Genomic DNA, 18,609 nt, shown 5'->3' with positions numbered 1-18,609 from the left:
AAAGAAAAAATTCTATAAACTAATTCGACGAATATAACACAAATAAAGTTCTTTTATAAAAATAAACATGTAATGAAAGGTAGCTGATGGTAATATGGTTGATCTGAAGTTGGCAAATCAAGCAATGAAAAAAGCCAGAAATAAAATTGTACCTTGTGCAGTACTCATGTATATAATGTGTTTTTTAGATAGATCTAATATAGGTTTTGCGAAACAAGCTTTTCAGCTTGATACAGGTATCAGTGATGCGGCTTTTGCACTTGGGGCAGGCATATTTTTTCTTGGTTATGCTGCATTTGAAGTACCTAGCAATATTATTATGCACCGTGTAGGGGCTAAGTTTTGGTTAACACGTATTATGATTACATGGGGCTTAATAGCTGCAGGTTTTGCATTTGTGACATCAGAAACAGAATTTTTAGCATTGCGTGTATTATTAGGTGTAGCGGAAGCAGGCTTATTACCTGGTATAGTATACTATTTTACATACTGGTTTACAGAAGAACATCGCAGTTCAATGATGGGCTTGTTTTGGCTGGGGGTGCCGTTAGCCTTTGTTTTTGGTTCGCCAATATCTGGGTTACTGCTGGATTTGCATGGTTTCTTAGGTTTTACAGGCTGGCAGTGGATGTTTGCTGTTGAGGGGCTATTAGCTGTACTTGTTGGTATTGTTATCTATGAGCGCCTTTATGATAAACCCGATGATGCTGCTTGGCTGACCGTTGAAGAAAAAGTAGCTTTAAAAAATGTGCTGGCAAAGGAAGCTTCACAAAAGACATTCGAAAAAGTGGGGGCTTTATCTGCATTAGCCAACCCTAAAGTTTGGTATATGTGTCTTATCAGTTTCGTAGTACAAATTGCTAATAACGGGTTTAATTTTTATTTTCCAACTCAAGTTGCTAATCTATTAGGCATGAAGGTCGGTACCTTGGTAGGGTTTGTAAGTGCAATTCCGTGGATTTGTTGTGCAATCGCCATGGTGTACTTGCCACGTTTATCAGACAAAACTGGTAGTCGTGGAATTATGGCTGGTTGGATCATTTTTGTGTCAGGTGTAGGGTATATTGTTTCATCAACGACGAATCCAGTTTTAGGGATTGTGGCAATGTGTTTTGTTGCTGCTTGTAATGTTGCTTGTCAGCCTATTTATTGGACGCTTCCAGGACGCTTTCTTACAGGAGCTGGTGCAGCGAGTGGTATAGCACTCATAAATTCAATCGGTAATTTAGGTGGATTTGTGGCACCGAATCTACGTGTGTGGGCAGAAACAACATTTTATTCGGCTAATGCTGGCCTATATATAATGGCAGGTACAGCATTTTTGTCTGCTATATTGCTATGGTTAACTGTACCGTTGGCTATTGGAAACAATTTGCTAAAAAAAGTGCATACAGAAAAAGAAGAAAAATTAATTAACAATGCTTAAATGGCGGCTCAAAAAAAGACAGTATTTTCTAAATATACTATTATTTTATAAGACATGAGGAGGTTTAAAATGCAAAAAGTATATGTGACAGATTATGAATATGCTTCGCTCAAAGAAGAAGAAGGTGAAATAAATAAAATTAATGCAAGATTAATACCGGTGCAAAGCCGTACTGAAGACGAGGTTATAGCTAATTGTAAAGATGCAGACGGATTGTTGAATCAATATGCACCGATAAGCCGCAAAGTAATAGAAAATCTACCGAATTTAAAAGCAGTAGGACGATATGGTGTGGGGGTCAACACTATCGATATGGAAGCGGCAACGGATCATGGTATCTGTGTGGTAAATGTACCGGATTATTGTATGGATGAAGTTTCTGATCAAGCATTCGCCTTAATTATTGCCTGTATGAGAAAAGTGGTTCTGCTCAATAATCAGGTGAAAAATCGTGGTTGGGATTATAAATTAGGCAAGCCTATACACCGTTTACGCGGTCAAAAATTAGGACTTTTAGGTTTTGGGCGCATACCTAGATCGTTAGCAGAAAAAGCTAAGCCGTTTGGTTTTGAACTTTTGGTATATGATCCATTTGTTAAAGAAGATATCGTTAAAGAATTTGGCGGCAAGCTGTTAACACTAGATGAACTTTTGCAATCAGCAGATGTTATATCGATACATGTGCCATTGATGAAAAACACGGAGCATATGATTAGTACTAAAGAATTTGGCATGATGAAAAAAACGGCAATTATAGTCAACACATCGCGAGGAGCAATCATAGATGAATCTGCAATGATAGAAGCGTTACAGCATAAACAGATTTGTGGAGCCGGGTTGGATGTATTAGAAACTGAACCAGTAGGTAAAGATAATCCATTACTAGATATGGATAACGTAATCATTACACCACATATATCTTGGTATTCAGAAGAATCCGAAGTCGAACTTAAGCAAAAAGCCGCAAGGGGCGTGGCTGAAGTATTACAGGGTAAAGTTCCGACTTATCTAGTTAATAAAGCAGTAGTAGGGACTTTATCATTAAAGTGAAATTTTGCAATGAAATATTGTAAAATATTTTTTAGCACATGTTTTTAATATAGAGGGAGGATGTTTTATGATTAGTGATCAATTGAAAAAAGGTATTTCTAGAGCGAACCATAGATCTCTACTTAAAGCCCTTGGATTAGCAAATGAAGACATAAAAAAACCATTAATCGGTGTGGTAAATTCATTTAATGAAATTGTTCCAGGACATATTCATTTGAATGAATTAGCTGCTTGTGTAAAACTCGGTGTCGCAGCAGCAGGTGGGGTTCCTTTAGAATTTCCTGCAATTGCTGTTTGTGATGGTATGGCAATGAATCATGAAGGTATGAGATATTCACTGTCTAGTCGAGAATTGATTGCTGATTCTATAGAAGCTATGGCTATTGGGCATCAGCTTGACGGTCTGGTATTGATTACTAATTGTGATAAAATCACGCCAGGAATGTTGATGGCAGTTGCCAGAATTAACATACCATCCATAATGATCGCTGGTGGTCCAATGCTGCCAGGAGAGTTTCAGGGGCATGTCACGGATGGTAGTGTGGGATGTGAAGCATCTAGTAAAGTGACAACTGGCGAAATGACAGAGACAGAAATGGATGAATGGGAAAATGAGGCATGCCCAGGTTTCGGTTGCTGTTCACATCTTGGTACGGCAAATTCCATGAACTGTATGGCAGAAATCTTGGGCATGACTTTGTCGTGGAATTCTACGATTCCGGCAGTATTTGCTAAGCGGAAGGTCTTGGCACGACGAACTGGTGAAACAATTATGCAGTTAGTAAGAACAAATATTAGACCGCGAGATATTTTAACGAAAGAAGCTTTCGAAAATGCTATAGCAATTGATATGGCAATAGGAGGTTCTAGCAATACGGTTTTGCATTTAATGGCAATTGCTTACGAAGCAGAAGTTGAGTTGGATATAAAGATTTTTGACGAAATAAGCAAAGCAGTCCCTAAACTTTGCAATTTCAGCCCTAGTGGACCGTATCATATTGTAGATTTGTATCGCGCCGGCGGTCTTCAGGCTGTTACTAAGGAATTAACCAAGTTAAATGTTATACACACTGATGTTTTGACTGTAACTGGAAAATCTATGGGCGCAAATGTTGCAGATAGTGTTGTAAAAGATAGAAACGTTATTCACACGGTGGAAAATCCATGTTACCTAGAAGGCGGTATTGCCATTATGTGGGGGAATTTAGCTCCAGATAGTGCTGTAGTAAAAGCTGGTGCAGTGGATAAATCAATGTTACAATACAGTGGTTTGGCTAAGGTATTTAATTGTGAAGAAGATGCGGTAGATGCCATACTCAGTGGTAAGATAAAAAAAGGTAATGTCATTGTAATACGGTATGAAGGTCCTAAAGGAGGACCAGGTATGAGAGAAATGCTGATGGCAACAGCGGCGGTTATTGGAGCTGGGCTCGATAAAGATGTGGCTCTTATTACAGATGGGCGTTTTTCTGGTGCTACACATGGAGCTTGTATAGGACATATTTCACCAGAAGCTGCAGCTGGTGGACCGATAGGTATCGTCCAAGATGGTGATATAATCGATATTGATATTCCAGCGCGTAAACTTAATATAAAAATAAGTGATAATGAATATAAAGAACGTATGATAAATTTAAAAGTTCAGCAAGGTGAAAAACGTCGTGGATATTTAGCACGTTATGCTAAGAGTGTGACATCAGCGAATCGTGGTGCTGTTGTTCAATAAATCGCGTCGGTACTGAAAATATTATGGGAAAATTTTTCCATTGAGAAAAATACTAATAGTAAAGGGATACCAAAAAAATGGTATCCCTTTACTATTAGTATTGCCAAACTTCTTCGGCGATTTCCTTAACGAGTTTCATTTTATTCCATTGCTGTTCTTCGGTTAAGAGATTACCTTCTTCGGTAGAGGCGAAACCGCATTGTGGACTTAGGCAAAGCTGATTCAGTGGAACATATTTTGTTGCTTCAAAAATTCGCTCTTTAAGGCTGTTTTTATTTTCAAGTTTACTGGTTTTACTGGTAATTAAACCTAAAACAACTTTTTGCGTGGTGATAAAACGAAGCGGTGCAAAGTCACCAGCACGATCACTGTCATATTCCAGATAAAAAGCATCGACATTTTCTTTGAATAAGATATTGGCGATAGGCTCATAGCCTCCTGATGCTGCCCATGAGGAATGGTAATTACCACGGCAGACGTGAGTCGTGATTATAAGATCGGCAGGTCGGTCTGATATTGCAAGATTGTTGACTTTTGCATAAAGTGCAGCAAGTTCGGTTAATGAAATTTGACTGTCTTGGCGGGCTTCCCAATATTTTTTATCGCAGAACATACCCCACGTGCAATCATCAAGTTGAATATTGCGGCAACCCGCATTATATAAATCCTTTATGACTGTTTTATAGGCAGCGGCAATATCTGTAATTAAATCTTCGGTGCTTGGATAAATTTCTTTTGTGACGGTGCGATTTTCCTTGCGCTGCAGTTCGGCTAAAAATTGAGCAGGTGCAGGGATCGTTTGACGGGCGAGAACAGTTTCGTCAGCATATTGATTGACAAATTTAAAATGTTCGACAAAAGGATGATTGGCGCCATTTAGATTGCCCGTAAGGCAAGCTGTTTCAGCGCGTGTTTCGATACCGTGGAACTGATACCCAGTGTCAAGATCAACTTTTTTGACACCGCCTAGTCCCCACATGAAATCAAGATGCCACCAGGAACGACGAAATTCACCGTCCGTAATCGATTTGAGACCGAGTTCTTTTTGTTTTTGAATAAGGTCGATAATGGCCTTATCTTCTATGCTTTTCAGTTCGGCTGCGGAAATTTCGGATTTACTGAATTTATGGCGGGCTATTTTTAAAGCAGCTGGCCTTAAAAAAGATCCTACAAAGTCGTAATGATTTGGCACATGAAGGTTTTTTGATTTCGTTGTAATCATATATGTATTCACTCCTATCTGTTTCGGTGAATTTAGTATACCATAGGAGTTTCTTTATAGGGTAAGTTGATATTTCTTTCAACAGATATAGTTTTAATCTATAAGTAAACGGATATTTTGTGAGGCATAGCAGGACACGATTTCTTTTAAAGCTTGGATGTAAATTTGACCAAGTTTACTAGGTAATCCTTTGGTATTTGTAATCCAGCCGACACAAATTGTTTCATCGACATCCAGGGGAATGGGAACAATATTATCCCCATTAAGATCCGCACTGACGATACCGGTCGAGATGGTGTACCCGTTCAATCCGATGAGTAGATTAAATAGTGTTGCCCGATCACTGACTTCAATGTTTTTTTTGTGCGAGAGGGTACTTAAGATTTCCTCAGAAAAATAGAAGGAATTGTAGTCACCCTGCTCAAAGGTCAGGCAGGGATACTCATCAAGATCATGGAGCGCAGCTTTTTTTTTCTTAGTCAGCGGATGTGTACTGCTGACAAAAATATGCGGAGATGCTTCAAATAAAGGGTGAAACGAAAGGTCATTTTCTTTTAAAAGTTTTTCAATGATTTTTTTGTTGAAGTCATTGAGATAGAGGATACCTAGTTCACTTTTTAGATTGTGAACGTCTTCAATAATTTCATAGGTTCTGGTTTCACGAAGCTTAAACCGATATTCATCATGACCATATTGACGAATTAGTTGAACAAACGCATTCACTGCAAAGGCATAATGCTGGGTTGAGACTGAAAAAATTTGCGGGGAGGGTTTTGCATTCAGGTAACGCTGCTCTAGAAGCTGGGTCTGTTCAATGATTTGTCTGGCATAGCTTAAAAATTCAGCGCCTTCGGAAGTGAGGTGTATTCCTCGGGTAGTACGTGTGAAAATCATAATATTGAGTTCGTTTTCAAGTTCTTTGATTGCCGAAGACAAACTGGGCTGCGTGATGAAAAGTTGTTTACTGGCTTCGTTTATAGAACCGCTGCTGACGACTTCGATGATGTATCGTAATTGTTGTAAAGTCATTATATCTCCTTTGGGTTCATGTTCTTGCTTTATTTTATTATACTGCAGAACAATTTATCTGCGAAGGGGTGGCAGACATTTTATAAAAGAGCATAATAAAAAAACGGGACCTTGCGGTTCCGCTTTTTTTATGAAAAAGATAAATTAATGGCAGTGATTTTCGCCAGCGCCGCATTGATGGTCTGCGCCTTCGTGATGATGGTTGCACATACCTTCTGGTTTATCTTTTAGTGTACCAGCAAGGTATGCTGTAACTGCTGCGTCGATATCGCCTTTGCTGCCGGAAATAAGTGCGATGTTAGCTTCCGCAAGAGCATTGCGAGCTCCGGCACCAATTCCTCCACAGATTAAAAGATCGATTTCATTGCTTTGTAAAAATCCAGCTAAAGCCGAATGACCACTGCCCGATGCATCAATGAGCTTGCGGTTTATTATTTTATTGTTTTCGATTTCAATGAGCGTAAAGAGGGGACAAGAGCCAAAATGTTGAAAAATTTGATTTCCTTCAGTTGTAATAGCAATTTTCATAATTGTATCCTCCAAGTTTGATTTTATTTTTGTAATAAGCTGTTTATTCTTTTTGTCATCGGCAAAATTGCAGCGATGACATTTTATATGTTTGCAGGCATATTGATTTACGCTGTAGTTGCCACCGGTGAGGTGAATACCTTTACCGGCAATCAATGCTTCAGCTGTTGCCTTGTGAGCCCGGTAAAGGATGCGCTGCAGCGTTCCTCGTGAAACCCCCATCATACCGGCGGCTTGTTCTTGATTCAACTCTTCCAAATCGCAAAGACGTAACGCTTCGACAGCATCAATGGTCAAGGTTACATAGCCATCGGCATTCTTATCTGGGGTGAATATTTTATTTTCTGGCAGCATACAAACGCGCCGACAGATACTGTTGCGGGCTATAATGAATCGCCTCCTGCTTATGTAATTTAAAAACTTTATAATGTGCATATGCTCTATTGTTAGTATAGTGAGCATATGCACATTTGTCAAATAAAACTTGTCTGAAAAAAACGCCCTGCCTGGGCAGAGCGTTTAACGTGTTAGTTTTGTTTTAATTTTCTGGTGCAGTGGATATTTTATCCGCTATAATCGCTGTAGTCATTGCATCACTGACATTGAGAGCCGTGCGTCCCATATCAATCAAAGGTTCAATGGCAATCAATAATCCGACAAGTCCGACAGGCAGACCCATTGTGGATAGAACAACGAGTGATGCAAAAGTTGCACCACCGCCAACTCCAGCAATCCCAAAGGAGGCGAAGGTAACGACAAGGATTAACTTGATTAAAAAGAGAGGTGCTAATGGGTCAATACCAACCGTTGGTGCGATCATAACGGCTAACATTGCCGGATAAATGCCGGCGCAGCCATTTTGGCCGATACTTACTCCGAAAGAGGCGGCTAGATTTGCAATACCCTTTGAAACGCCAAGTTTATTGGTCAAAGCCTCAACGGTGAGGGGGAGTGTACCAGCACTTGTCCGTGAAGTAAAAGCAAAGGCTAAAACCGGTGCTGCTTTTTGGATATAAATGAGTGGGTTAAAGCCACTTAGACTGAGCAGAATGAAATGTACGATGAACATGATAAAGATGGCTGTATAGGAGGCTATAACAAACTGGACAAGTTTTAAAATGTCTTCCAAGTTACTAGTGGATATGAATTTGGTTATTAAAACTAAAACACCGTACGGGGTGATTTTGAGGACAAATTCGACGACTTCCATTACGATATCTTGTAAAGATTCAATGGCATTGGTCAAAAATTCTGCAGATTGCGGTTTGTACTGTCGGATTTTTAAAATACTGATACCGAGCAGAATAGAAAGGAAGACGACCGATAAGGTAGCAGAACTACTTTGACCAGTTAACGCATAGAAGACGTTTGTGGGAATGATTTCGATCAATTGCTGCTGAATTGGTTTTGCTTGAAAATCAGTCAGCTTGGTTTCAATTTTTTGTGAGGCACCGATTTCAGCATTACCAGCTTCCATTCCATTTGCGGATAAATTAAAACCAATTGCCGATCCGGCTCCGACGGCAGCCGCAATGGCGGTCGTAAATAAAAGAATTCCGATAATCAATAGGCCGGTTTTGCGAAAGGTCTTTAAATCTTTGGTTTGAATAATCGACGATGTAATGGAAACTAAAACGAGTGGAGTAACAATTAAGGTAAGCAAACGGATATAACCAGAACCGACTATGTTGAGCCAGTTGTTTGTTTCCTTAATGATAGCAGAATTTGCACCGAAGATAAGATGAAATATGGTTCCAAGTATAATACCGGCGAATAAACCGCTTAAGACACGTTTTCCAAAACTGACTTCTTTTTTTTGCATCGTGTATAAACCAATAAAAACAAGCAATACGATAAAAATATTAACTAAAACACTCATCATGATATACCTCCAAGGGTCGATAAAGTACCCGTAAATTGATAGTTCATACTATAACATAATATCTTGGAAAAATCAACAAAACATATATGATAACAATACATTATAAATTTATAGTATTATTACATTTGATTTCGTAGTATGATAGTATAATTAATGAGTCTGTGTTTTAGTTTGTGAAATGTCTTCTATATCACCCCATGCCTGACGATTGCCATATAGAATATTTAATGCAACTTAATATAGCAATAGATAATAGTGTAGAGCTTTTAGTGATTCGATTTTAGCTTTAGGAGGTGTTCTTTTGAGTAAAAAAATTTTTTTGATTTTTTTAACATTGTGTTTACTATGTGTGCCAACTGCATTTGCTCAGTCGCAAAACTCATTGTCAGCACTTAATGGAAAAACGATTGTTATTGATCCGGGACATGGCGGCAGCGATTCTGGTGCCGTTGGCCCCTCAGGAATTTTAGAGAAAAACGTTACGCTGGCGGTGGCATTGAAAGTTAAAGCTATCTTAAATGATGCCGGTGCTGTTGTGATACTTACAAGAAGCAGCGACCGCGATGTAAGCAATATAAAAAATGCCGCGGATGCACAAGAACTGCAAGCCAGAGTAGATGTGGGCAATCAAAATCAAGCCGATGTATTTTTAAGCATTCATGCCAATTCGTTTTCAAGTCCAGCAGCTCATGGCACAGCAACTTATTATTATAGTGGTTCATCAATGGGGTCCGTTTTGGCAGCGGATTTGCAGGCTGAACTCGTACGTGCCGGGGGGCTGGCAGATCGTGGCAAAGCCACGGCAAATTTTTATGTATTAAAGCGTACCAATATGCCTGCTTCTTTAATAGAAATGGCATTTATTTCGAATCCGCAGGAAGAACAATTGTTAAATTCTGCTGAATTTCAGCAGAAGCTAGCTGAAGCTATTTGTCGAGCTCTCAATAGATTTTTTTCCTAAGCATGATAAATAGACTGTTCATTATCGCTTAAAGGCGAAAATCTTTACAATAAGAAAAGTCACGGGAACACCGATAATAGCTGCTAACAGATAAGAAAAAACAGGTAGAAAGTTCATATAATTATAAAAGAAAAGTACGACGACATTTTGAATTATGAAATTTGGAATATACGACAAGCAGAACCGTATGTACTTATCTTTTTTCCATGACTCTTTAAACACAAATTTGCAGTTTAAATAGTAAGCAATAGATAAGCTGGTAAGATAACCTAAGATAAATGATGTATTTGCATCAATTTTATATAAAGAAAAAAGGTAGGCAAAAAAAGTTCCATTGAATGTATTGATGCAGCCGACAATTAGAAATAGAAGAAATTGTCGTGACAGGAAGTGCTGTTTTAATTTTCGAATCGTAAGCATAATGAGTTCATCCTTATAAGTTTTATCTCTCTGCATTATCATAGTTTTGCATAGTTTTGTCAATTTTGTTTGAACAAACATGGTGATAGGTTGATGATATGAGTGGAGTGCGTTATAATTTAAAATAGATAAGATTTAGAATAATAAATAAACTGTCGATGATAGAATGTAGTTTCTCCAGTTCTTTTCAGAAATCTTTTTTATACTTTTAGCAAGGAAAGATTTAGAGTTTGAGATTAGACTCAGATCAAGCAGGAGGTACGGAGAATTTGTCTACAAAGAAACATCTTAGCATTATTCTAGTATTGGGAATTTATTTGTTTTTTCTTGGGAATCAGGGGATTTTTATTACAGATCCAGTGGAGTCCAATTATGCTTTAACTGCAAGTGAAATGGTACAGTCAGGAAATTATATTTCTCCACAGATTTATGGTACGTACTGGTATGATAAACCAATATTTTTTTATTGGCAGCTGGCTTCTGCTTTTCAAATATTTGGTACTAATGAATTTGCTGCCAGGTTTTGGCCAGCGGTAATGGGGATTTTGGGACTTTTAATGACCTATGTATTTACCAGAAAATTATATGATGCAAAAATTGGATTTTTTGCGGCTTTGATTTTAGGTACATCTTTTGAATATTGGTTGATCTCAAAAACAGTTATTACGGACATGTCATTATTCGTATTTTTTAATGCTGCATTGGTTTGCTTTTATTTGGGGTATGGTAGTGAAAAAAAACAATACTATTATGGAGCTTATTTGTTTGCAGGGTTAGCTACGCTGACGAAAGGACCCATTGGTTTTTTGCTGCCCGGGCTTATTATTGTATTCTTTATGCTGTGGCGCCGTAATTTTGCGGAATTGAAACACATGAAATTACTTAGCGGAAGTTTGATTTTGGTTTTGGTTGGTGGCAGCTGGTACTATATTATGTATACAATCCATGGTACGATATTTTTGGAAACTTTTTTGGGTATACATAATTTTCTTCGAGCTACTGTATCAGAACACCCCAAAGATAATGTTTGGTATTTTTATCTTGCCATGTTTTTTATTGGGTTTTTCCCATGGGTCTTTATAATACCTATGGCTTTAAAAAAAATCTGGACACAAAAAAAATGGCCGGAGATTGATGAAAAAACAGGCTTTTTGCTTATTTGGATTTTCGTTGTGTTTGCTTTTTATCAAATTGTGGCAACGAAATATACAACGTATACGTTTCCTTATCTTTTGCCAATTGCTATTTTGGCAGCACGCTTTTTAGCAGAGCGTTGTAAATTTATTATGAAGATAGTGGCCTTTAATGTTGTATTTTATACCGTTTTGACTTTTGGGGTAGCTATACCCTATTGTCAGCAATTTTCAGCGAAGACGGCAGCTGTAATCGTGGCTTCAGCGAAAGAGCCGAATATGATTGTCGGCAGTTATGGCGATTATCACACGTCAGCCGTCTTTTATGGACAGACACAGATTTATCGTATGGAAAAAGCGAAAAATATTGATACGATGCTTCCGAAGGCTATGAGCTGGAGCAGTAAAAACGTTATGCCGTTTTTGGCAGAAGAAAATCTTGCTGATAAAAAAAATGTTCTAATGCTGGTTGATGATGACAGTGTGGATCGTTTTAAAAAGGATATGGCAGGCAATTGGCTATTGATAGGACAAGCAAATCAGGAGTTTTTATTTCGGAAACAATAATAATTAAGAACTATATAAGTTGAATTAGATAATTTTAATACAGGTGCAGCACTCTGTAACAGGCAATTTTTAGTTTAACTTCTTTTATAGAAATAAAATGGTGGCGAGAGTAATGAAAATAATATCGATTGTTGTGCCTGTCTATAATGAACAGGAAAATATAATACATTTTTATCGTGAAATATGTAATGTCATGAAAACGACAAATTATGATTTTCAATTGTTTTTTGTAAATGATGGATCGAGTGATGCCAGTGCAGAGCTGATACGTGAATTGGAAGAAAAGGATACACATGTTAAAGGCTTGTTCCTGGCACGCAACTTTGGACATCAAGTTGCTTTGACGTGTGGTTTGGATCATGCAAATGGAGATGCAGTGATCACGATGGATGGTGATATGCAGCATCCACCTGAACTGATACCGCTTTTGCTGGAAAAATGGGAAGCTGGATTTGAGGTTGTTCAAACGATTCGTGAGACAACAGAAGGTGTTTCTTGGCTCAAAAAAATGACATCAAGTTGTTATTATAAAGTTTTGAATAATATGGCAAATATACATATTCAAGAAGGCGGCTCTGATTTTCGTTTAATGGATCAAGTTGTAGTACGTAGTTTTCGTCGGTATAAAGAACAGGCACGATTTATTCGTGGCATGATCGGTGCAATGGGCTATAAACAGACACAAATTGAATTTGTTGCACCAAAACGATTTGCTGGAACATCCAAATTTTCGCCACGCAAGATGCTGCATTTTGCCTTGGATGGAATTACAGCTTATTCAAATTTACCATTACGCTTATCACTTTATGGTGGACTTTTATCGGGATTGATTAGTTTTTTATTGGTGCTGCATGTGTTGTTTATCAAGATTTTCACCTATGATGCGGTGCCTGGCTGGGCCACGATTGCTGCAAGTATTTTATTTTTAGGTGGTATACAACTGACGGTATTAGGCATCATCGGGGAATATATTGGTCGAATTTTTGCGGAAGTCAAGCAAAGACCCCTTTATTTATTAGAACGTGAACCGGAAAATGAAATAGAAAAATAAAGTTTGTAGGTAATTCGTATAAAATGAAGATAGCAGATTCAAGCTGTCTTCATTTTATTTTTATAATTATGGAGGTGAAACTATGAGGGTTTTATTGGCTGAAGATGATCTGGTTTTAGGTAAGTTAATTCAATATATGCTCAGAAAACAAGGGATTTTAACGGATTGGGTGCAAAGTGGTGATGTAGCTTATAAGCAAGCGCTAGAAAATGAGTATGATATTGTTATTTTGGATTGGATGATGCCTGTTGAAACGGGTATAAGTGTCTGTCGCCGCTTGCGGATGGCCGGTTATCAACCTGCTATTTTACTCCTTACGGCACGTGATGCGGTCGAAGATAGAGTTACGGGCCTCGATGTTGGGGCGGATGACTATCTGGTTAAACCGTTTGAAAAAATGGAACTTTTAGCTCGCTTGCGGGCTTTGATGCGTCGTACACAAAACAAATTACAGCAAGATATTATACAGCTGGGACAATTTACCTTAAATCGGACATTAGAAATGTTATTAGAAGATGCTGTTGAGATTAATCTCTCACCGCGTGAGTTTCAACTTTTGGATTTATTGGTACAAAACAAGGGAAGTGTTGTACCGCGTGAAGTTATTTTTGACAGGGTCTGGGGCCGTGAAAGTGAAGTTGGGCTCAATTGTATTGATTTTTACATAAAATCATTACGAAAAAAAATGAATTTGAGCAAAGAAAAGCCATTGATTCATACTGTACGCGGGGTTGGGTATAAATTGGAGGAATGATTGTATGTTTAAAAAAATGCGCCGCAAGCTGACCGTTTTTTATGCGTTGATTATGGCAGTTTTTTTTATCGGTTTGGTTTTTGGTATGTACAAAACCATGCAATGGTCGATTACCTCTGAACAGGAACGAGAAGTCTTACTGTTTGCGGAAGAAGAGGCAAACGAACATGTTTTTTTATTTAACCATATGACTAGTTTTGAAGCTGAGCAACAAAACTATCAAGAAGGCAGCGGAAGAATGTATGTTTATGCCTTTGATATGGAGGGGAATTTAAGAAATGCTTCAAGACCTTCGCCACAATTAGAAGCAATTGTTCTCGATAAAATCGCTCAATGGGATACACCAGATGGCCAAGTTATCGGGATTTCGGAAGCAGCTCATTTTAAATGGATTTATAATGTAATGATGACAGCAAAACCAATTATGGAAAATGGTAAACAAATCGGGGTCGTTTATGTTGGCCGAGATGTTACAGCTGTGTATAATGGTTTGCATAAAGCTACGCTCGTTTTAGTTCTTATTGCAGTTTTTGCACTTTTGGCAGCGGTGTTTATTGGCTATTTGATGGCCGGTAAGGCGATTGTCCCGCTCAAAAATGCCTATGAACAGCAGCGTCAATTTGCTGCGGATGCATCGCATGAACTACGCACACCACTTAGTATTGTCTTATCCGCTATTGAGATTTTAGAAGAGGAACCTGAAATTAAAACGCCATTTATTTTTGAGATTTTAAATGATATGAAAGATGAAGTCTTGAAAATGACAAATTTAGTTGGTGGTTTGCTAGTATTGGTTCGTAGCGAACAGCCTGGACAGAAAATCATCAAGGAAACCTTTAATTTGACTTTGGCTGTGGAACAAATCCTTCGAAAAATACAGCCGCTGGCTAAGAAAAAAGAAATTCATATTGATTTTATCAATAAACCAATTGTTGAATTACATGCTGAATCAGAGAAAATCAAGCAGCTTCTTTTGATCTTACTTGATAATGCAATAAAATATACACCCGATCAAGGGCGGGTTGAGGTTAAACTGCAAAAAAACTTGGAGACGAATGCAGTTAAGATATTTGTTGCGGATACAGGTGTTGGGATTGATGCAGCTAACTTGCAACAGATTTTTGAACGTTTTTATCGTGTCGATAAAGTAAGATCAAGAGTTTGTGGTGGTAGTGGTCTGGGGTTGTCGATTGCCAGAGAAATTGTCAACATACATAATGGTACGATTCATGTCGATAGTATTATTGGCAAAGGGTCAACTTTTATTGTCGAACTACCCGGATTTTAAAATCTATAAATAAAAAATTTACACAACAAAAAACTGCTCGCCTGAGCATCGCGAGCAGTTTTTTGCTGTGTATTTTATATTTGGAGAGCTTAATGAAAAGCTATGAATATAATATAACACAAATGAAAATGATTTTCAATATCAAAACCGAAAATATTTTATATTTTTTTTGATTCTATATATAATGCACATAATATATAGAAAAGTAAAGGGAGAAACCGTTTTTTGGCGAATTTTACTTTAAATTAGAAATATTTCATTCTGTATATATAGAAACGGGGCTAATGTGTTGAAATTATTACAAAATTTTTATTTGTTTAAACGCTTTTTTACGGGAGCTCTTTTAGTTTGGCAAATTATTTTAGGTCGCGCCTGGATTTATTTACAGGGGTTTGGTCACGATAAAACATGGATGAATCAAAAATTATTGCAATTTTATGGTGAGATGGCTCATAAATTTCGGCTGACAGCTGTTTCACTTGGTGGACTCTTGATTAAAGTTGGACAGTTGCTGAGTACAAGGGTGGATATATTCCCGCAAAATGTCTTAGATGAATTATCTTTACTGCAAGATGAAGTACAGCCCGTTCCCTTTGATAATTTGCGAATGGTGCTTGAAGACGATTTAAAGGTCAGTGTCAATGATATCTTTGCATCGCTGGAACAAATTCCTTTGGCATCGGCTTCTTTGGGGCAAGTCCATGTCGGAAAACTCCATACGGGGGAAAAGGTGGCAGTCAAGATTATGCGGCCGGGGATTGAAGCGATTATTCATGTTGATTTTCGTTTAGTTTATCTTATGATGCAGCTTTGTCGGGTTTTGACAAATTGGTATGATTTGATGGATGTGAATAAGGTATATAGAGAGATCCATGACACAATAGAACGAGAACTGGATTATGTGCAAGAGGGTGAAAGTGCCGAGCAGATGGCCGCTAGTTTTTCAAAAATACGGCAGATTCGGTTTCCAAAAATTTATTGGCAATATACGGCTAAACATGTACTGATTATGGAATTTATGGATGGTATCAAAATTAATGATTATTCGCAAATTGAAGCAGCTGGTTTGGTGCGCACGAAAGTGGCGCAAAAAGTATGGGACGCTTATGCGAAACAGGTTATTGAAGATGGATTTTTTCATGCAGACCCTCACCCTGGTAATTTAATGGTTGATATAAAAGGAAATATTATCTTTTTGGATTTTGGTATGATGGGACGCGTGAGTGCTAAAAATCGCCGTTTGTTTATTGAGTTTGCTAGTGCCGTAATGCAGGCGGATTATTCTCAGATTGTTCATTGTTTAAAAAAAATTGGCTTTTTACTAGCTTGGGCTGATACGGAAATAGTAGCACAAGCGCTTGAGAATTTTTGGGAGGCAATGCTGGCAGATCGTAAACAAGCATCAGATCGTGAAATGCGGGCTGCTGCCGAACAGCTTCGAAAACTCTTATATGAACAGCCTTTTCAAATTCCTTCGGAGTATACTTTTTTAGGGCGTGCGTTTGGCATTTTATATGGTATTTGCCGTGGGTTAGATTCTGATTGGAATCTTTTGGAACAGTTCAAAAAATCTATGCTGAATTTGTCGGAACATGAAGATACAAAGGCTGAAATTAAAGAACAGGCAATTCGTATCGTTACATCAACAGCCGAAATTCCTACATTGGCAGCGCGGTCGCTGCGGCGATGGGAAGAAGATGGGATGCTGGTTCGTTTTCCCGCACAGCAGATTCGAGAAAACAGTAAAACGGTTGCAAAAGCATTACACATCTTGAGCTGGAGTATTGTTTCAGCAGCATTGTTTGTTGCTGGTTCATACTTATATGTCCAAGGTTTCTTAGGACCACTGGAAGGTGCACTGGGACTTAGTGTCCTGGCTTTCGGCTATGCTGTGATTTTATTAAAAAAAGGATAGGGATAGTTCGCTAGGGGGAGGGTCATCATAGTTTTTTATGCTGATTCGGTTTTATTGTAAAATTTATGCATACATTGAATTTTCATAAAATACCATCAATAACGATATCTTTTTTTTATCGAAGTATAGATAACAAGTATTTTCATCTTTATTTTATATGTGTTATCATTTAGAAATAAATTTTATACATGAAAATATGATTTGAAAATTGAACAATTTATTGTTCTCGTTCGATTCGAATTATATGGGTTTGTATTGGGGTGTTGAGTTCATGAAGTTGTTTAAGATTGTTTGGCAAGTGGTGATTTTATGCGCAATTAGTTTCGGAAGTAATTTTTTTGTAGCATATACTGGCATAGATTTTCCCGGGAGTATTTTAGGAATTTTATTATTATTCATTTTATTGTATTTTAAATGGCTGCCATTGGCTTGGATTGAAAGTGGTGCAAATTTTTTGATTGCAGAATTATTACTGTTTTTTATTCCGGCAGCTGTAGGAATTATCCAATTTCAAGATATTTTAGAATCGGGATGGTCAGAGCTATTGACTTCAATTGAAGGCAGTATTGTTTTTGTCCTTATTTTTGTGGGTGTGGCGACAGAGTGGATTGTACGTCGCAAAGAACGGAGTAGTGAAATATGAGTTTAATGGTTCTTTATTTATCTTTAACATTAGTTGTTTATATTCTTTCGAAAAAACTTTATCATCGGACACAGCATATGCTTTGTTCGCCGCTGATTATTTGTCCGATTATTCTTTTAGGAATTTTAGTTGTGTTTCAGATTCCTTATGACAATTACGCAAAGGGCGGCAAATGGTTATCCTTGATGCTTCAGCCGGCAACAGTTGCTTTGGCTGTACCGCTCTATAAATACAGAGCGACCGTCAAAAAGCATTTGACTGAAATTTTAGTTGGTGTAACGGGAGGTGCGGCTGTAGCGATTGTGACATCTCTTCTGATTGGTCGTTATATGGGGGCAGATTTACAACTTATGGCTAGTATGGCACCACGCTCCGTTACTGTTCCGATGGCGATGAGTATTTCGGAGATTCTCGGAGGCAATCCTTCGCTTACAGCAGTTTTTGTTATTTTGACAGGTATAACCGGTACGCTTTTTGTAACTTTTATGCTGAAATATGGTACGGTTTTTAAAAGTCCAATTACAAAAGGTATGCTTTATGGTATTACGGCACATGGTACGGGTACGGCTAAGGCTTTTGAAGCCGGTGAAATGGAAGGCGCGATTTCCAGTTTGGCGATGATTTTTATGGGGATTATTACCACGTTAATTGCTCCAGAAATTGTTAATATTTGTTTTTCACTATTAGATGTTTAAATAAAAAAATATGGCTGCATTGATTTATGTATTAAAGAAACATAAATCAATGCAGCTTTTTATTTAACTGTTCGAAATAAACCACCGGCTTAGCCGGCGGAATCGACGGTTTTGACTTTAGTCGAAAAAAAATCCCTGTTACAATAAATGCAGGTCTAGCCAACCGCATAAAAAATAACAGGGAGGTCTTTATCATGCAAGATAAAGATATACAAAGTTTAGAACATACTAAGTGGAGATGTCAATATCATATTGTTTTTGCGCCTAAATATCGTCGGATGGAAATTTATGGAGAACTGAAAAAAGATATTGGTTGGAT

At 37.8% G+C, this 18,609-nt stretch carries 16 protein-coding genes and 1 pseudogene; 12 read left to right on the top strand and 5 right to left on the bottom strand.

The window, feature by feature from the left end; all coding sequences use genetic code 11:
• The first annotated feature begins 94 nt into the window (after window positions 1-94).
• The 3 genes from F606_RS0115670 to ilvD all read left to right on the top strand — a co-directional run bounded on the left by F606_RS0115670 (window position 95) and on the right by ilvD (window position 4,202).
• Window positions 95-1,426, top strand: coding sequence for an MFS transporter (locus F606_RS0115670; RefSeq protein WP_019554837.1), 1,332 nt, complete (start codon window positions 95-97; stop codon window positions 1,424-1,426).
• Window positions 1,427-1,495: 69 nt separating this feature from the next.
• Window positions 1,496-2,476, top strand: coding sequence for a C-terminal binding protein (locus tag F606_RS0115665; RefSeq protein WP_019554836.1), 981 nt, complete (start codon window positions 1,496-1,498; stop codon window positions 2,474-2,476).
• A gap of 67 nt (window positions 2,477-2,543) precedes the next feature.
• Window positions 2,544-4,202 (top strand): dihydroxy-acid dehydratase, encoded by a 1,659-nt coding sequence (gene ilvD, locus F606_RS0115660; RefSeq protein ID WP_019554835.1) that lies wholly within the window; start codon window positions 2,544-2,546, stop codon window positions 4,200-4,202.
• A 94-nt stretch (window positions 4,203-4,296) separates the two neighbouring features.
• Here ilvD and F606_RS0115655 read toward each other — a convergent pair whose 3' ends face one another.
• The 4 genes from F606_RS0115655 to F606_RS0115640 form a co-directional block, all read right to left on the bottom strand.
• A complete protein-coding gene (locus F606_RS0115655) occupies window positions 4,297-5,424 on the bottom strand; it encodes a 5-methyltetrahydropteroyltriglutamate--homocysteine S-methyltransferase (protein WP_019554834.1) in 1,128 nt (375 codons plus the stop codon).
• Window positions 5,425-5,517: 93 nt separating this feature from the next.
• A complete protein-coding gene (locus F606_RS0115650) occupies window positions 5,518-6,453 on the bottom strand; it encodes a LysR family transcriptional regulator (RefSeq protein WP_019554833.1) in 936 nt (311 codons plus the stop codon).
• Between the two features lie 144 nt (window positions 6,454-6,597).
• Window positions 6,598-7,416, bottom strand: a complete 819-nt coding sequence (locus tag F606_RS0115645; protein ID WP_281166777.1) for a DUF134 domain-containing protein — start codon at window positions 7,414-7,416, stop codon at window positions 6,598-6,600.
• A gap of 103 nt (window positions 7,417-7,519) precedes the next feature.
• A complete protein-coding gene (locus F606_RS0115640; RefSeq protein WP_019554831.1) occupies window positions 7,520-8,863 on the bottom strand; it encodes an L-cystine transporter in 1,344 nt (447 codons plus the stop codon).
• A 301-nt stretch (window positions 8,864-9,164) separates the two neighbouring features.
• Between F606_RS0115640 and F606_RS0115635 the strand changes: the two genes are divergently transcribed.
• Window positions 9,165-9,824 carry an N-acetylmuramoyl-L-alanine amidase family protein gene (locus F606_RS0115635; RefSeq protein ID WP_019554830.1) on the top strand — a complete coding sequence of 220 codons (660 nt, stop codon included), beginning with the start codon at window positions 9,165-9,167 and terminating at the stop codon, window positions 9,822-9,824.
• Between the two features lie 21 nt (window positions 9,825-9,845).
• Here the strand turns inward: F606_RS0115635 and F606_RS24010 are convergent, their stop codons facing one another.
• Entirely contained in the window at window positions 9,846-10,244 is a 399-nt protein-coding gene (locus F606_RS24010) for a GtrA family protein (RefSeq protein ID WP_019554829.1), read from the bottom strand.
• Between the two features lie 269 nt (window positions 10,245-10,513).
• Between F606_RS24010 and F606_RS0115625 the strand changes: the two genes are divergently transcribed.
• The 8 genes and pseudogenes from F606_RS0115625 to F606_RS23265 form a co-directional block, all read left to right on the top strand.
• On the top strand, window positions 10,514-11,944 hold the full coding sequence (locus F606_RS0115625) for an ArnT family glycosyltransferase (protein ID WP_019554828.1): 1,431 nt from the start codon (window positions 10,514-10,516) through the stop codon (window positions 11,942-11,944).
• Window positions 11,945-12,056: 112 nt separating this feature from the next.
• On the top strand, window positions 12,057-12,995 hold the full coding sequence (locus F606_RS0115620) for a glycosyltransferase family 2 protein (protein WP_019554827.1): 939 nt from the start codon (window positions 12,057-12,059) through the stop codon (window positions 12,993-12,995).
• A gap of 82 nt (window positions 12,996-13,077) precedes the next feature.
• On the top strand, window positions 13,078-13,749 hold the full coding sequence (locus tag F606_RS0115615; RefSeq protein WP_019554826.1) for a response regulator transcription factor: 672 nt from the start codon (window positions 13,078-13,080) through the stop codon (window positions 13,747-13,749).
• 4 nt (window positions 13,750-13,753) lie between these two features.
• Window positions 13,754-15,037 (top strand): sensor histidine kinase, encoded by a 1,284-nt coding sequence (locus tag F606_RS0115610; RefSeq protein ID WP_019554825.1) that lies wholly within the window; start codon window positions 13,754-13,756, stop codon window positions 15,035-15,037.
• Window positions 15,038-15,323: 286 nt separating this feature from the next.
• A complete protein-coding gene (locus F606_RS0115600) occupies window positions 15,324-16,952 on the top strand; it encodes an ABC1 kinase family protein (protein WP_211210086.1) in 1,629 nt (542 codons plus the stop codon).
• A 271-nt stretch (window positions 16,953-17,223) separates the two neighbouring features.
• Window positions 17,224-17,595 carry a CidA/LrgA family protein gene (locus tag F606_RS0115595; protein ID WP_019554823.1) on the top strand — a complete coding sequence of 124 codons (372 nt, stop codon included), beginning with the start codon at window positions 17,224-17,226 and terminating at the stop codon, window positions 17,593-17,595.
• Window positions 17,592-18,290 carry an LrgB family protein gene (locus tag F606_RS0115590; protein ID WP_019554822.1) on the top strand — a complete coding sequence of 233 codons (699 nt, stop codon included), beginning with the start codon at window positions 17,592-17,594 and terminating at the stop codon, window positions 18,288-18,290. Before F606_RS0115595 ends, F606_RS0115590 begins: the two co-directional genes overlap by 4 nt.
• A gap of 194 nt (window positions 18,291-18,484) precedes the next feature.
• Window positions 18,485-18,609, top strand: a pseudogene (locus F606_RS23265) (IS200/IS605 family transposase); the annotation flags it as partial.

It is taken from the genome of Propionispira raffinosivorans DSM 20765, assembly GCF_000381065.1.
Classification (GTDB): domain Bacteria; phylum Bacillota; class Negativicutes; order Selenomonadales; family Selenomonadaceae; genus Propionispira; species Propionispira raffinosivorans.
Note: the sequence above shows the minus strand (reverse complement) of the source record. Positions and strands in the feature narration are given on the sequence as shown.

Coding starts and splice junctions, on each gene's coding strand:
- F606_RS0115670 (WP_019554837.1), top strand. CDS start 95: ATGGTTGATCTGAAGTTGGCAAATCAAGCAATGAAAAAAGCCAGAAAT.
- F606_RS0115665 (WP_019554836.1), top strand. CDS start 1,496: ATGCAAAAAGTATATGTGACAGATTATGAATATGCTTCGCTCAAAGAA.
- ilvD (WP_019554835.1), top strand. CDS start 2,544: ATGATTAGTGATCAATTGAAAAAAGGTATTTCTAGAGCGAACCATAGA.
- F606_RS0115655 (WP_019554834.1), bottom strand. CDS start 5,424: ATGATTACAACGAAATCAAAAAACCTTCATGTGCCAAATCATTACGAC.
- F606_RS0115650 (WP_019554833.1), bottom strand. CDS start 6,453: ATGACTTTACAACAATTACGATACATCATCGAAGTCGTCAGCAGCGGT.
- F606_RS0115645 (WP_281166777.1), bottom strand. CDS start 7,416: ATGCACATTATAAAGTTTTTAAATTACATAAGCAGGAGGCGATTCATT.
- F606_RS0115640 (WP_019554831.1), bottom strand. CDS start 8,863: ATGATGAGTGTTTTAGTTAATATTTTTATCGTATTGCTTGTTTTTATT.
- F606_RS24010 (WP_019554829.1), bottom strand. CDS start 10,244: ATGCTTACGATTCGAAAATTAAAACAGCACTTCCTGTCACGACAATTT.
- F606_RS0115620 (WP_019554827.1), top strand. CDS start 12,057: ATGAAAATAATATCGATTGTTGTGCCTGTCTATAATGAACAGGAAAAT.
- F606_RS0115615 (WP_019554826.1), top strand. CDS start 13,078: ATGAGGGTTTTATTGGCTGAAGATGATCTGGTTTTAGGTAAGTTAATT.
- F606_RS0115610 (WP_019554825.1), top strand. CDS start 13,754: ATGTTTAAAAAAATGCGCCGCAAGCTGACCGTTTTTTATGCGTTGATT.
- F606_RS0115595 (WP_019554823.1), top strand. CDS start 17,224: ATGAAGTTGTTTAAGATTGTTTGGCAAGTGGTGATTTTATGCGCAATT.
- F606_RS0115590 (WP_019554822.1), top strand. CDS start 17,592: ATGAGTTTAATGGTTCTTTATTTATCTTTAACATTAGTTGTTTATATT.